The sequence below is a fragment of the Sulfitobacter sp. NFXS29 genome (assembly GCF_040148765.1).
GTDB lineage: Bacteria > Pseudomonadota > Alphaproteobacteria > Rhodobacterales > Rhodobacteraceae > Sulfitobacter.
In genome coordinates, this window is record NZ_JAGDED010000009.1 from 1 (window position 1) to 13,618 (window position 13,618).

Sequence of the window (13,618 nt, forward strand, 5' to 3'; positions counted from 1 at the left end):
TCCACGCGGTTCAACTCGCGCTCGCTCATCATCACCCATCCCATGTCCACACATCCTCATCCCAAACCGAGGACAGAGTGACACTTCTGCTTTGCTTAAGGGTGACATTATCGCTTTGCGGCTACAGACGCCGCGCTTGTAATCAGCATTATGTAATTTAGCACCGCGAACCCCGAGGCTTCCGCTTCCGCCGCGCCCAACCGCTTGCCGCCCAACTTCGCCGCCCTACGTCCCGCAGCAGCCGATAGCCGGAGGGTTCTGCCCCTTCGCTCCCATTTAGCCAAAGGAATTTGCCGTGGAAACGAAATTGACCATTAATGGCACCGAGCAGCGGCTGGATCTTGATCCCCGCACAACGCTTTTAGATGCCCTGCGCCACCACCTTGGACTGACCGGCAGCAAGAAGGGCTGCGATCACGGGCAATGCGGCGCCTGCACGGTCATGGTGAACGGTCGCCGGATCAACGCCTGCCTGACATTGGCCTGTATGCATGACGGTGATGAGGTCACGACGATCGAAGGCATCGGCCAGCCCGGCAACCTCAGCCCGCTGCAAGAGGCTTTTGTCAGCGAAGACGGGTTTCAGTGCGGCTATTGCACCCCCGGTCAGATCTGCTCGGCCACCGCGATGCTTGAGGAAATCTCAAACGGGTGGCCCAGCCATGTGACCGATGATCTGAGCGGCAAGGCCGCCCTGACGCCCGAAGAAATCTCGGAACGGATGAGCGGCAACCTCTGCCGCTGTTCGGCCTATCCCAATATCGTCGAGGCGATCCGCAAAGCCGCGGGAGAAAACGCATGAGACCTTTTGACTATACCCGCGCCGAAAACACAGAAGCCGCAGCGCGCCAAGCGGCGGGCGGTGGCACTTTCATCGCCGGGGGCACCAACCTTTTGGACCTGATGAAGCTAGAGGTCATGACCCCCGAGGCGCTGATCGACATCAACCGTCTGGACCTTGCCGAGATCGAAGAGACCAACGACGGCGGGCTGCGCATCGGGGCCTTGGTGACCAACAGCGATTTGGCCAATGACGCCCGCGTGCGCAAGGGCTGGCCAGTGCTGAGCCGCGCACTGCTGGCCGGGGCCAGCGGACAGCTGCGCAACAAGGCGACCACGGGCGGCAACCTGCTGCAACGCACGCGGTGTCTGTATTTCTACGACCGCGCCATGCCGTGCAACAAACGTGAGCCGGGCACGGGCTGTTCGGCGAAAGACGGGTTTAACCGCATCCTCGCCGTGCTGGGCACGTCGGAGCATTGCATCGCCACCCATCCCAGCGACATGGCCGTGGCCATGCGCGCCCTCGGGGCCGAGGTGGAAACGCTGAAAGAAGACGGCAGCACCCGCCGCCTGACGCTGGATGATCTCTATCTTCTGCCGGGAGATCGACCCGATCAAGAGACCGTTCTTGAAGCGGGCGAGTTGATCACCGCTGTGGTTTTGCCCGCGCCGGTCGAGGGCAAACAGACCTACCGCAAGGTGCGGGATCGGGCCTCTTATGCCTTCGCGCTCGTCTCTGTGGCCGGGATCGTCGAAGTGCAAGACGGGCGGATCACCCGCGCCGATCTGGCCTTTGGCGGGCTGGCACCGAAACCTTGGCGCAATGTTGAGGTTGAGGACCTGCTGACCGGTGAAGCGCCATCGCAAGACCTGTTCAACAAAGCCGCCGATCTGCTGCTGGCCGAGGCCAAAGGCTACGGTGCGAATGATTTCAAAATCCCCCTTGCCCGCCGCACGCTGGTGTCGGTGCTAGGCGAACTTACCGCGGAGGCCCAGCAATGACCGAGCAATTCAAGATGGACGCGCCTGCCACCGCACGCAGGCTTGATGATATGGCGCAGGGTCTTGTCGGTGCGCCGCTTGACCGCCCCGAGGGGCCGCTGAAAGTCACTGGCACGGCGACCTTTGCCAACGAATGGCAGGTCGAGGGGATGGTGCATGGCGTGATGGTCCGTGCCCCAGGCAACAGTGGCCGCGTGGTTTTGGCCAATCGGGATGACGTAGCGAAGATGCCGGGGGTCTTGGCCGTGATCCAAGACGAACGCCTGCTGCGCAACCCCGCCCAAGGCACCGCGAACAAAGCCCCGATTCAGGGGCCGGAGCACGCCGCCTATCTTGGGCAGTTGATCGCGGTCGTGGTTGCCGAAGGCTTTGAACAGGCCCGCCATGCGGCGCAATCGCTGAAGGTGGAACTTGAAAACGGCGAGGTCATGCCGGTCGATCCCGCGACGGCGGCGGTGGAACCACAAGAGGCGAAAACACTGGATCAGGGCGATCTGGATGGCGCGATGCAGGAGGCCGCATTTACCGTCGATGTGACCTATACCACCCCCTCGCACTCCAGCTCCCCGATGGAGCCGCATGCCTCTATCGCGTCGTGGGACGGCGATGACTTGACCCTGCGCGGCAGCTATCAGATGCTGAAATACAACCGCAACGAGCTGTCGGACGCGCTTGGTATTCACCCCGACCGGCTGCGCATCCTGTCGCCCTATGTCGGCGGTGGCTTTGGCTCGAAACTTGGGATCGCACCCGAGGCGGTCGCGGCGGCGATTGCGGCAAAAGAAGTGGGCCGCCCGGTCTCTGTCGCCCTGCAACGGCCGCAGGTCTATGAGGCGACGATGCGCCGGTCAGAGACCACGCAGCGTGTCCGGCTTGCCGCCGATGCCGAGGGGAAGTTGACCGGTCTGGGCCATGACGCCCGCGTGTCCAACCTGCCCGGAGAGACCTTTGCCGAGCCGGTTTTGCAAGCCTCGCATTTCCTCTATGCCGGGGCGAACCGCAAGATGTCGATGGATCTGGCACGGGTGCACCGCCTCTGCGCAGGCTCTGTTCGCGCGCCGGGCGAAGCGGTGGGCGTCACCGTTTTCGAAGGGGCCATGGATGAACTAGCCGACAAGATCGGCATGGACCCGGTCGAACTGCGCCGCCGCAACATCCCCGAAAAAGACCCCGAAAGCGGCAAAGACTTTTCTTCTCGCCGCTTCCGTGAGGCGCTTGACAGCGGGGCCGAGACCTTTGGCTGGGCCGACCGCCCCGGCATCAAGGAACGGCGCGAGGGGGAATGGCTGATTGGATACGGCATGGCCTCGGCGGCGCGGATCAACGTGCTGATGGAGAGCCAAGCCCGCGTGACGCTGATGCCCGATGGCCGCCTGCGGGTCGAGACGGATATGACCGATATCGGCACCGGCACCTATGCGATCTTGGGGCAAATCGCGGGCGATATGATGGGTCTGCCGCGCGATGCCGTGGAGGTGGTCTTGGGCGACACCACGCTGCCTCCGGCCTCTGGCTCTGGCGGGTCTTGGGGCGCGTCGTCGAGCGGCACCTCTGTCTATCTGGCCTGTGAGGCGATCCGCAAACAATTGGCCGAGCGGCTGGAGGTGGACGAAAATGACCTGACGCTGAAAGATGGCATGGCCACTTTCGACAATCAGACCCAGAGCTTGAGCGAGATCCTGAACGGCGATGAGATTGCCAAGCTTGGCCATGTGCTGCCCGGCGACACTTCCGAGGCGGTGCGGCAGGCGACATTCGGTGCCTATTTCGCTGAAGTCGCGGTGCATGCCGCCTCGGGCGAGACGCGGGTGCGGCGGATGCACGGCACTTTCGCCGCAGGTCGGATCCTGAATGCCAAGACGGCGCGCTCGCAATGTCTGGGCGGGATGACCTTTGGCATCGGCATCGCGCTGACCGAGGAGTTGGCCTTTGACCCGCGCGACGGGCATGTGGCCAACCACAACCTTGCGGAATACCACATTCCGGTGAACGCCGATGTGCCGCAACTGACCGTCGATCTGCTGGAGGAACGTGACGATTGGGCCAACCCGCTGCAGGCGAAAGGGATCGGTGAGTTGGGCATCTGCGGCGCGGCTGCGGCGATCACCAATGCGATCTACAACGCCACCGGGGTGCGGGTGCGCGACTATCCCGCCACGTTGGACAAGGTGATTGCGGGGATGTGATTGGCGACGGGGCGGCCCATTGGTCGCCCCTTGCTCTGTCTATCATTATGATCTGGCGGTCAGCGCGTCAGCCCCCCGTCCACGCCTTTCGGTAGGCCGCGTAGCTTTGCGCATAGGCCCCTTCAAGCGCGGGGTTCGGCGCGATGCTTTTGCGGATCTTCGGGGGGTGTATCACCTCGGCCTGCGCCGCCTCCCCGCTGCCCAGCATCGCCAGCCGCGCCGCGCCAAGCGCCGCCCCCTGCGCACCGCTTTCCGGCACGTCGAGGGTCAGCCCGGTGATGTCGGCGATCATCTGCAACCAAGTCTCTGACTGGCTGCCCCCGCCTGCAACGCAAACACGCTTTGGCAGGGAGCCACATTGCTCCAGTGCGCGACAGCAATCGGCAAAGGCAAAGCCGACCCCCTCCATCACGGCCTGCACCATGTCGGGCAACCCATGCCCCCGGCGCAGCCCGTGGAAGGCACCGGTGGCGTCGGGCGCGTTATGCGGCGTGCGTTCGCCTGAGAGATAGGGCAGGAAAGTGATGGGAGAGGGTTCGGTCACATCCCTAACCATGCCCGCCAAGGCTGCGGGACTTTGTCCCGTGATCTGCCCCAGCCATGCCAAAGCATCCGTGGCCGATAGGATCACGCCCATCTGATGCCATGTCTCGGGCACGGCGTGGCAGAAACTATGCACCGCGCTTTCGGTGTTGCTGGCGAAACGGCCGGTCACGGTGAAAAGCACGCCCGACGTGCCGAGTGACAAAAACCCCTGCCCCGGTTGCACCAGCCCCAGCCCCACGGCGGTGGCCGCGTTGTCGCCCGCGCCCCCCGCAACGGCGACGTTGCTGACGCCCCAATCGGCGGCAAGCTCGGCCCGCAGCCCACCCGCGCGCGCACTGCCCTCGACCAAGCGCGGCATGTGATCGCGCGAAAGGTCCGTCGCGGCGAGCAGTTCATCCGACCAATCGCGTTTGGCCACGTCGAGCCAAAGCGTGCCCGCCGCGTCGGACATTTCCGAGACGTGTTCGCCTGTCAGCCAAAGGCCGACATAGTCCTTGGGCAACAGAACTTTGCGGACCTGTGCGAAAACCTCAGGTTCATGCTTTTGCACCCACCGCAACTTGGGCACGGTGAAACCTGCCATGACGATATTGCCGCCTAGCCCGCGAAAATCGGCGTGCGCTTCCAACTCCGCGCATTCGGCGTGGGCGCGGCCATCGTTCCACAGGATTGCCGGGCGCAGAGGCCGGTCGTTCGCGTCAAGCAGGGTGGCCCCGTGCATCTGGCCCGACACGGCAATGCCGCGCAGCGCTGCAAAGTGCACAGGGGCCGCCGCGCGGATCTGCGCAATCGCGGCCTCGCAGGCGGTGATCCATGATTGAGGGTCCTGCTCGCTCCACATCGGGTGCGGGCGCTGAACCTCCAACGGGGCATGACCCTCGGCCAAGGCCCTTTGGCCTTCGTCGATCAAAAGCGCTTTGACGCCCGAGGTGCCTAGGTCCAAGCCGAGATAGGTCATGCGGTACTCATTACTTCACAAGTGGGAAAATGCCACCGGCAGCCTGCCGGTGGCGCTGTTCATCAGAACGGGCTGTCAGGATAGTAGAAATCCATCGCGTTCTCTTGCGTCACCAGCACCGAGCCGATCACGAATGTGCCCGAAACCGGCGCGTTGGAGGTGAGGCCCACGGCGGTAAGCTCAATCGCTGTGGCGATCATCGACGGCGGGTAGGTGACGTTGGCCGGGATCATCGCGTCGCCATCGGCAGTGCGTTTGATCATCTCTTTCATACCAGCACCGCCGAGCACGAATTTTACATCGTCGCGCCCTGCGGCCTCAATCGCGGCCAGAACGCCAATCGCCATGTCATCGTCCGAGGCCCAAACCGCGTCAATGTTGGGATACTTCGACAGGAAATCTTGCATGACGGTAAAGCTGTCGTCGCGGTTCCAGTTGCCGTGTTCCATATCCAGCACGTTGATCCCGGCGCCTTCAATCGCCGCATTGAACCCCTCAACACGCTCGTTGTCGATGGTGGTGGGGATGCCGCGCAGCACGACGATATCGCCGCCATCGGGCATTTGCTGGGCCATGAACTCGCCCGAGACCTTGCCAAAGCCGCTGTTGTCGCCCGCGACATAGAGGTCTTGGATACCTTCAACCGACAGACCACGGTCAACCACCGTCACCCATGCGCCGCTGTCTGCCACGGCTTGCACCGGCGGGGTCAGCGGATCGGATTCGAACGGCAGTACCACCAGCGCGTCAATGTTGCGTGTGGCGACCATGTCTTCGATGTCGTTCACCTGTTTGCCGGGGTCCGAGGCGGTGGCGAGAACGAAGTCGAGATCGGGATAGACCTCTTCCAGCCGCTCGACGGTTTCCTTGGCGTGGAAGTTCATGCCCCCCGCCCAGCCGTGGGTCGCCGCCGGGATCGAGACGCCGATAACCTTGGTCTCTTGGGCAAAGGCGCCCGTACCGACAGCCGTGGCCAGCGCAGTGGCGATGAATGTTTTGGTAAATGTCATTTTTGCTCCTCCCATGAAGCGTTCAACTACGGCTTAAAGCGCCGTCTTCCTTTCGCGCTGTAGGATCACAGCGAGAATGATGATAATCCCTTGGATCGCCCCATTGAGATATGGCGACACGAAATCAGTAAGGTTCAGGATATTGCCGATCAGGCTTAGGATCAGCACGCCGATGACGGTGCCCCAGACCCGGCCAAAACCGCCCTTCAAAACCGTGCCGCCGATGATAACGGCAGCGATGGCTTCAAGCTCCCACAGCACCCCGGTCGAGGCCGAAGCCGAGCCGAGGCGCGGCACATACATGATCGTGGCGATGCCCACCAAGATGCCCAAAGCGGCATAAGAGATCAGCCGCGTGCGGTTGACGTTCACATTGGAATAATGCGCGACATGTTCGTTGGAGCCCGTGGCTGCGCAGTGGCGGCCATAGACGCTGCGCGACATGATGATTTCGCCGATGATGACCACCAGCGCAAAAACGATGATCGGCCAACTGATCCCGAGAATCCCGTCAAAGTAAACGGGCCGGTAGAAACTGCGCAGCCCGAAATCGAGTGACAGGGTGCCACCATCGGCCAGCCACGTCACCAGCGAGCGGTAGATGCCCATGGACCCGAGCGTGACGATGAAGGCCTCAATACCAAGCGCGGTAATTAAAAAGCCGTTCAACAACCCCGCCAGCAGCCCCGCGACGATGGCCGTGAACATCCCCAACAGGATGATCGGCACGCCGACACCGAGGCTTGGCAAGGCGGCGTTCATCACCAAGATCATCAGCCCCGCGATAAAGGCCGCCATCGACCCGACAGAGAGGTCAAGCCCCCCGGCGGTGATGACAAAGGTCATGCCCACCGCGATGATCCCGATGAAGGCCGAGCGCGCAAGCACGTTGGTGATATTCGCCGCGCTCAGGAAGTTCGAGTTCATCAGCGCGCCAATGACCAAAAGGACGATCAGCGCGATGATTGGCCCGAGGACGGACATCGACGGCATCCGGAAGCTTTTGGTGTGAGGTGTGGTTACATCTGTCATCTTCGGTTTCCTTAGGCCGTCATCGGCATTTGTTCGGCGCGCAGCCCCATCGAGAGGCGCACAATCGCGTCTTCCGTGATTTCATCCGCGTTCAGCGTGCCGCTGACCTCGCCCAACCGCATGACCATCACACGGTCGGCAAGGCCGATAAGTTCGGGCATTTCAGAGGTGATCACGATGATCGCATGACCCTGATCGGCCAAGTTGCGCAGGAAGGCATAGATTTGTTGTTTGGTGCCGATGTCGATCCCGCGGGTGGGTTCATCGACGATCAGGATGCGCGGTTCAGAGAGCATGATCTTGGCCAGCAGTAGCTTTTGCTGGTTGCCGCCCGACATATTGCCCACACGCACATCACGGCTGCCCGCGCGAATGTCGAATTCGCTGATCGCATGGGTCAGCGCCGTTTCCTCGGCACCTCGGTCGATCAGGAAGCCGCCGAATTTATGCAAGTTCTGCAGCGTCAGGTTTTCACGCATACCGCGTTCCAGCAGCAGCCCGCGCAGCTTGCGGTCTTCGGTGAGGTAGCACAGCCCGGCCTGCTGCGCGTCGCTGGGGCGTTTGAATTGCATCGGCTGGCCGAAAAGCGTGACACTATCCGACGTCGCCGGGCGCAGCCCCGCCAGCCCTTCCATCACCTCAGTCCGGCCCGAGCCGATGAGCCCGCCCAGCCCCAAGATCTCGCCCTGTCGCAGCGAAAATGAGACGTTGCTGGCAAAGCCCGGCACGCTGAGGTTTTCGACTGACAGCACCTCTGGCGCGCCCGGTGCCACGCCGGGCTTCGCCGGATAGAGGTCCGATACATCCCGGCCCACCATGGCGGTGGCCATTTCGTCTTCGGTGATGTCCGCGCTTGGCCCCGAATGCACCACCGCCCCGTCGCGCATGATGGTCACATGGTCCGAGATCTCGGCAACCTCATCAAGTTTATGCGAGGTGAACAGAACTGCCGTGCCCGCCGCGCGCAGCGCCGCGACCTGTTTGAACAGCACATCGGTCTCGCGTTTGGTCAGCACCGCCGTCGGCTCATCCATGATCAACACCCGCGCATCGCGCGACAGGGCTTTGGCGATTTCGACCATCTGTTTGTCGGAGTTCGACAGGCGCGACACCAGCGCATCCGGAGAAACGTTGCAGGCCACCCGATCAAGATAGTCGCGCGTGCGCCGCCGCATCTCGGCCTTGTCGAGCAGCGGCCCGCGTTTCAGCTCACGCCCCAGAAAGATGTTCTGCTCAACCGTCAACTGTTCGGCCAGATTGAACTCTTGATGGATCATCACGATCCCGGCCATCTCGCCTTCGTGCAGGCTGTTGAACCGCACCGGCGCGCCGTCGAGTTCGACATCGCCTTTAGAGGGCAGTTGATAGCCCGCCATAATCTTCATCGTGGTGGATTTGCCCGCCCCGTTCTCACCAATGAGCGCGTGAACGGTCCCCGGCTCCAGCGCGAGGGTCACGCCGTGCAGCACCTCGATCGAGCCGAAGCTTTTGCTCACGTCGCGCAGGGCAAGAACGGGGCTATTGCTCATAGTTTTGTCCACGCCGCGTCATTGGCCGAAGAGGTCACGCAGGCATTGATGAACCGCATTCCGTCCATCCCCGCCGCGATGCCGGGCAGCACACCCATGGCGTTTTCACGGCTCGCCCCGCCCTGCACCGCGCGGATCGCATCGGCGGCCTCATTATAGATTGTGGCGAACCCTTCGAGGTAGCCTTCCGGGTGACCACCGGGAATACGGCTCACCGACTGCGAGGCTTCCGACGCCCCGGCCCCGTTGCGGGTGATCAGGCGTTTGGGTTCGCCGAGCGGCGTAAACCACAGGTAGTTCGGATCCTCTTGCGACCACTCCAGACCGCCCTTTTCCCCATAGACCCGCAGCTTCAGCGCGTTTTCATTGCCGGGGGCCACTTGGCTTGACCACAGCATGCCACGCGCGCCGCCCGCAAACCGCAGCATCATATGCGCATTGTCGTCGAGCTTGCGCCCCGCACCCCAACATTGCAGATCGGCTGCGATGCTTTCGACCTGCAAACCGCTTACAAAGCACGCAAGGTTATGCGCATGAGTGCCGATGTCGCCCACCGAGCCGCCAGCGCCCGACCGCGCAGGATCGGTCCGCCATTCGGCCTGTTTGACGCCTTCGTTCTCCATCGGCGCGGTTAGCCAATCCTGCGGGTACTCTGCCTGAACAATGCGAATATCGCCCAGATCGCCCGCCTCAATCATCGCCCGCGCTTGGCGGATCATCGGGTAGCCAGTGTAATTATGGGTGAGGATGAAAAGCGCATCGGCATCAGCCACCGCCGCCTCCAGCGCCTCTGCATCCTCCAACGTGGAGGTCAGCGGCTTGTCGCAGATCACATGAATGCCCTTGGCCAAAAACGCCTTGGCGGCGGCGGCATGGACGTGGTTGGGCGTGACGATTGAAACCGCCTCGATCCCATCTTCGCGAGCGGCTTCGGCCTCGGCCATCTCTTCGAAACTGCCGTAGGAACGCGGAATGCCCAAAGCCTCCGCACTGGCGGCGGATTTTTCAGGGGTCGACGATAGCGCGCCTGCCACTAGATCGAACCGGTCGTCGATGCGCGAGGCGATGCGATGCACCCCGCCGATAAAGGCGTCATTGCCGCCGCCCACCATGCCAAGTCGAATACGTGCCATCAGTCGATCCCCAGCATCTTGCGGTTTGCCGCCTCATCAGTGCCGCCATCGGCGAAGTCGTCAAAGGCTTTGTCGGTCACGCGGATGATGTGATCAGAGACGAACTGCGCCCCTTCGCGCGCGCCGTCTTCGGGGTGCTTAAGGCAGCATTCCCATTCAACCACGGCCCAACCATCGAAGTCATTCGCGGCCATTTTGGAAAAGACCGCGCCGAAATCAACCTGACCATCGCCCAGCGACCGGAACCGCCCGGCACGGTCCGTCCAGCTTTGGTAGCCTGAATAGACCCCCTGCCGACCCGTCGGATTGAACTCCGCATCCTTGACGTGGAACATCTTGATCCGGTCTTTGTAGATGTCGATGTTATCAATGTAATCAAGGCATTGCAGCACATAGTGGCTGGGATCATAGAGCATGTTGGCCCGCGCGTGATTGCCCGTGCGCTCCAAGAACATCTCATAAGTGATGCCGTCGTGAAGGTCTTCGCCGGGGTGAATCTCATAGCAGACATCGACGCCGCAGTCCTCGGCGTGGTTCAGGATCGGCAGCCAACGCGCGGCCAGCTCATCAAAGGCCGTTTCGATCAACCCCGCAGGGCGCTGTGGCCATGGGTAGACATAGGGCCAAGCCAGCGCGCCCGAGAAGGTCGCATGTGCGCCGATGCCCATGTTCTTGGACGCCGAAAGCGCCATTTTCACCTGCTCTACCGCCCATTCCTGACGCGCCTTGGGATTGCCGCGCACCTCTTCTACGGCGAAGCCATCGAATGCGGTGTCATAGGCCGGGGGCACGGCGACCAGCTGGCCCTGAAGGTGGGTCGAAAGCTCGGTGACCTCTACGCCGTTCTCGACTGCCTTGCCCTTGAATTCGTCGCAGTAATCCTTGCTCGACGCCGCTTTGGCCAAGTCGATCAGCCGTGCGTCCCAACTGGGCACCTGCACACCTTTGTACCCACAATCGGCAGCCCATTTGGTGATGCTGTCCCAAGAATTAAACGGCGCTTCGTCGCCTGCAAACTGCGCCAGAAACAGCGCTGGTCCCTTAATCGTTTTCATGGTGGTCCTCCCTCTCCCCGGCTCAAACGAACCGGTTCACGATATTCTCCAGAATTTCCTGCCGGCCCGAGCGGGGCTGCGGATTGATGCCGTCTTTGGCAACCTGCGTCGCGATGCTGGCCAGATCGCTTTCCAGCATCGCCTTGGCGTCGGGGCTCTCCCACCCCGCGTAACGCGCATCACGCATGGCTTCGAGCGTGCCATCCTCCAGCATCGCGACGGCGGCTTTGAAGCCGCGCGCGCAGACATCCATTGCCCCTGCATGGGCCGCGACCAGATCGAGCGGGTCGAGCGATTGGCGGCGCAGCTTGGCGTCAAAGTTGGTGCCGCCGGTGGTGAACCCGCCTGCCTTGAGCACCTCGTAATAGGCCAGTGCCACCTCGGGCACGTTGTTGGGGAATTGGTCCGTGTCCCAGCCCGATTGGTAGTCGTTGCGGTTCATGTCGATGGAGCCGAAAATCCCCAATGAGGACGCCAGCGCCAGCTCATGCTCGAACGAATGGCCCGCAAGTATCGCGTGGCCCTGTTCGATGTTCATCTGAACCTCGCCCTCCAGCCCGAATTCCTTGAGGAAACCGTAAACGGTGGCGACATCGAAATCATATTGATGCTTGGTCGGCTCCTGCGGCTTCGGCTCGACCAGAATAGCGCCCTTGAAGCCGATCTTGTGTTTGTACTCCACCGCCATCTGCAAGAACCGCCCGGCCTGCTGGCGTTCGCGTTTCAGGTCGGTGTTCAGCAGGGTTTCATAGCCCTCGCGCCCGCCCCAGAGCACATAGTTCTGGCCGTCCAACTTGTGGGTCGCATCCATACAGGCTTTGACCGTCGCCGCGGACCAGGCAAAAACCTCCGGGTCGGGGTTGGTGGCCGCGCCCGACATAAAGCGGCGGTGACCAAAGAGGTTCGCGGTGCCCCAAAGCAGCTTGGTCTTGGAGTTTTCCATTTTGGTGCCGAGGTAGTCGATGATCTCTTCGAAATTGCGCAGGCTCTCGGCAAAGGTATCGCCCTCGGGGCGGATATCGGCGTCGTGCCAGCAAAAGTAAGGCGCGTTCAGCAGATCAAACATCTCAAACGCCACATCGGCCTTGAGGCGCGCCATGTCCATCGTGTCGCCAAACCACGGGCGGTCGAATGTCTGGCCGCCGAAGGGATCGCCGCCGGGCCACGCAAAGGAATGCCAATAGGCCACGGCAAAGCGCAGGTGGTCTTCCATCCGTTTGCCCATGACCACTTCGTCAGGATTATAATGCCGAAAGGCCAGGTCAGACCCTTCTGGGTCATAGGACAGGGGCTTAATATCTTTAAAGAAATCACTCATGTATCTTGGGCCTTCATCTGATCGGTCAAAGCGTCGGCGGGCAGATTGTCCCGCACATAAATTGTCGGCACGAGGTCCGGCATCGGCGGCAGGTCTTTCGCGTCAATCAGGGCGCGCAGCACGGTAAAGGCGCGGTTGATTTCCACGTCAGGCCGCTGGTCGATGACCAGATCAATCTGCCGCGCCATCAGCGCTTGGCGGGAATGGGCGACAAGCTCATGCACCACGCAAAAGGGGCGTTTTCCCTGCCCGCCCCGAAGGGCGGCGATCAGGCCGCTGTTGCCCGCGCCAACGTTGTAAAGCGCCGTCAGCCCTTGCTGGGTCAGCACCTCTTGCGTCTGCGCCCGAAGCACTTGTGCATCGTCCTTGGTCATGATCGGATCGAGCACCGCAACCTGCGGAAAATCAGCGGTAAGCACTTCGCGAAATCCAGCAAGGCGCTCTGCATGGTCACGCGCGTCGAGCGAGCCTGCAAAGGTCTGCACCTGCCCGCCCTGCCCGCCATGGGCAAGGCCCACCATCCGCCCAGCAGTGCGCCCGGCGGCGATGTTGTCGATGCCGATATAGGCCGCGCGGGCGGCATGGGGCAGGTCGGAGACAAGGCCCACCACAGCCACCCCTTTGGCGCGCAATTCGGCCAAAGGCGCTTCAAGGGCCGCGCTTTGCAGCCCGACAATGGCGACGCCGTCAAAATCACGCTCAAGCAGGGCCGAGATACTGTCTTGCAGCTCTTCCACCGCGAAGGCTGCGACCTCGATCACCTCGGCGGTCACCCGCTCGCTGACGTGATGGGCGGCGGCGTGGCCGATGTGCTGGCGGATACGGTTGAAGAAAGCGTTGGAGCCGCGGGGGGTCAAAAATGCGAGCTTGTAGATACGACCGCGCGACAGATTGGCCGCCGCGACATTGCGCACATAGCCAAGTGCCGTGACCGCTTCGCGCACCTTGGCGATGGACTTGTCGGCCACATTGCCGCGGTTGTTGATCACCCGGTCCGCGGTGGCATAGCTCACCCCGGCAGCGCGTGCGACATCGCTCAGCGTCGGACTTGTCATGATCCCTCCCC

At 62.2% G+C, this 13,618-nt stretch carries 11 protein-coding genes; 3 read left to right on the forward strand and 8 right to left on the reverse strand.

Annotated features, from left to right (window positions below):
- The first annotated feature begins 295 nt into the window (after positions 1–295).
- Genes J3456_RS14105 through J3456_RS14115 form a run of 3 tightly spaced genes read left to right on the forward strand, consistent with a single transcriptional unit; the run spans position 296 to position 3,971 of the window.
- A complete protein-coding gene (locus J3456_RS14105; protein ID WP_349580773.1) occupies positions 296–802 on the forward strand; it encodes a 2Fe-2S iron-sulfur cluster-binding protein in 507 nt (168 codons plus the stop codon).
- Positions 799–1,785, forward strand: a complete 987-nt coding sequence (locus J3456_RS14110) for an FAD binding domain-containing protein (RefSeq protein ID WP_349580774.1) — start codon at positions 799–801, stop codon at positions 1,783–1,785. The genes J3456_RS14105 and J3456_RS14110 overlap by 4 nt, the downstream gene beginning before the upstream one ends.
- Positions 1,782–3,971, forward strand: coding sequence for a molybdopterin cofactor-binding domain-containing protein (locus J3456_RS14115; protein ID WP_349580775.1), 2,190 nt, complete (start codon positions 1,782–1,784; stop codon positions 3,969–3,971). Before J3456_RS14110 ends, J3456_RS14115 begins: the two co-directional genes overlap by 4 nt.
- A 67-nt stretch (positions 3,972–4,038) precedes the next feature.
- On the opposite strand, the gene xylB is transcribed toward J3456_RS14115, so the two are convergent.
- The 8 genes from xylB to J3456_RS14155 all read right to left on the reverse strand — a co-directional run bounded on the left by xylB (position 4,039) and on the right by J3456_RS14155 (position 13,607).
- Entirely contained in the window at positions 4,039–5,475 is a 1,437-nt protein-coding gene (gene xylB, locus J3456_RS14120) for a xylulokinase (protein WP_349580776.1), read from the reverse strand.
- Positions 5,476–5,537: 62 nt separating this feature from the next.
- Positions 5,538–6,485 (reverse strand): ABC transporter substrate-binding protein, encoded by a 948-nt coding sequence (locus J3456_RS14125; RefSeq protein ID WP_349580777.1) that lies wholly within the window; start codon positions 6,483–6,485, stop codon positions 5,538–5,540.
- 33 nt (positions 6,486–6,518) lie between these two features.
- Positions 6,519–7,517 (reverse strand): ABC transporter permease, encoded by a 999-nt coding sequence (locus J3456_RS14130; protein WP_349580778.1) that lies wholly within the window; start codon positions 7,515–7,517, stop codon positions 6,519–6,521.
- A gap of 11 nt (positions 7,518–7,528) precedes the next feature.
- Positions 7,529–9,046 carry a sugar ABC transporter ATP-binding protein gene (locus J3456_RS14135; protein WP_349580779.1) on the reverse strand — a complete coding sequence of 506 codons (1,518 nt, stop codon included), beginning with the start codon at positions 9,044–9,046 and terminating at the stop codon, positions 7,529–7,531.
- Complete coding sequence (locus tag J3456_RS14140) at positions 9,043–10,179, reverse strand: Gfo/Idh/MocA family protein (RefSeq protein WP_349580780.1); 1,137 nt, start codon at positions 10,177–10,179, stop codon at positions 9,043–9,045. The genes J3456_RS14135 and J3456_RS14140 overlap by 4 nt, the downstream gene beginning before the upstream one ends.
- Entirely contained in the window at positions 10,179–11,234 is a 1,056-nt protein-coding gene (locus J3456_RS14145; RefSeq protein WP_349580781.1) for a sugar phosphate isomerase/epimerase family protein, read from the reverse strand. Before J3456_RS14145 ends, J3456_RS14140 begins: the two co-directional genes overlap by 1 nt.
- A gap of 22 nt (positions 11,235–11,256) precedes the next feature.
- The gene (gene xylA, locus J3456_RS14150; protein ID WP_349580782.1) at positions 11,257–12,552 is read right to left on the reverse strand and encodes a xylose isomerase; all 1,296 of its coding nucleotides are present in this window, start codon (positions 12,550–12,552) and stop codon (positions 11,257–11,259) included.
- The gene (locus tag J3456_RS14155) at positions 12,549–13,607 is read right to left on the reverse strand and encodes a LacI family DNA-binding transcriptional regulator (protein WP_349580783.1); all 1,059 of its coding nucleotides are present in this window, start codon (positions 13,605–13,607) and stop codon (positions 12,549–12,551) included. The genes xylA and J3456_RS14155 overlap by 4 nt, the downstream gene beginning before the upstream one ends.
- Between the last annotated feature and the right edge of the window lie 11 nt (positions 13,608–13,618).

Excerpts from the sequence above, each read along its gene's own strand:
- J3456_RS14110 (WP_349580774.1), top strand. The coding sequence starts at position 799 with ATGAGACCTTTTGACTATACCCGCGCCGAAAACACAGAAGCCGCAGCG.
- J3456_RS14115 (WP_349580775.1), top strand. The coding sequence starts at position 1,782 with ATGACCGAGCAATTCAAGATGGACGCGCCTGCCACCGCACGCAGGCTT.
- xylB (WP_349580776.1), bottom strand. The coding sequence starts at position 5,475 with ATGACCTATCTCGGCTTGGACCTAGGCACCTCGGGCGTCAAAGCGCTT.
- J3456_RS14125 (WP_349580777.1), bottom strand. The coding sequence starts at position 6,485 with ATGACATTTACCAAAACATTCATCGCCACTGCGCTGGCCACGGCTGTC.
- J3456_RS14130 (WP_349580778.1), bottom strand. The coding sequence starts at position 7,517 with ATGACAGATGTAACCACACCTCACACCAAAAGCTTCCGGATGCCGTCG.
- J3456_RS14135 (WP_349580779.1), bottom strand. The coding sequence starts at position 9,046 with ATGAGCAATAGCCCCGTTCTTGCCCTGCGCGACGTGAGCAAAAGCTTC.
- J3456_RS14140 (WP_349580780.1), bottom strand. The coding sequence starts at position 10,179 with ATGGCACGTATTCGACTTGGCATGGTGGGCGGCGGCAATGACGCCTTT.
- J3456_RS14145 (WP_349580781.1), bottom strand. The coding sequence starts at position 11,234 with ATGAAAACGATTAAGGGACCAGCGCTGTTTCTGGCGCAGTTTGCAGGC.
- xylA (WP_349580782.1), bottom strand. The coding sequence starts at position 12,552 with ATGAGTGATTTCTTTAAAGATATTAAGCCCCTGTCCTATGACCCAGAA.
- J3456_RS14155 (WP_349580783.1), bottom strand. The coding sequence starts at position 13,607 with ATGACAAGTCCGACGCTGAGCGATGTCGCACGCGCTGCCGGGGTGAGC.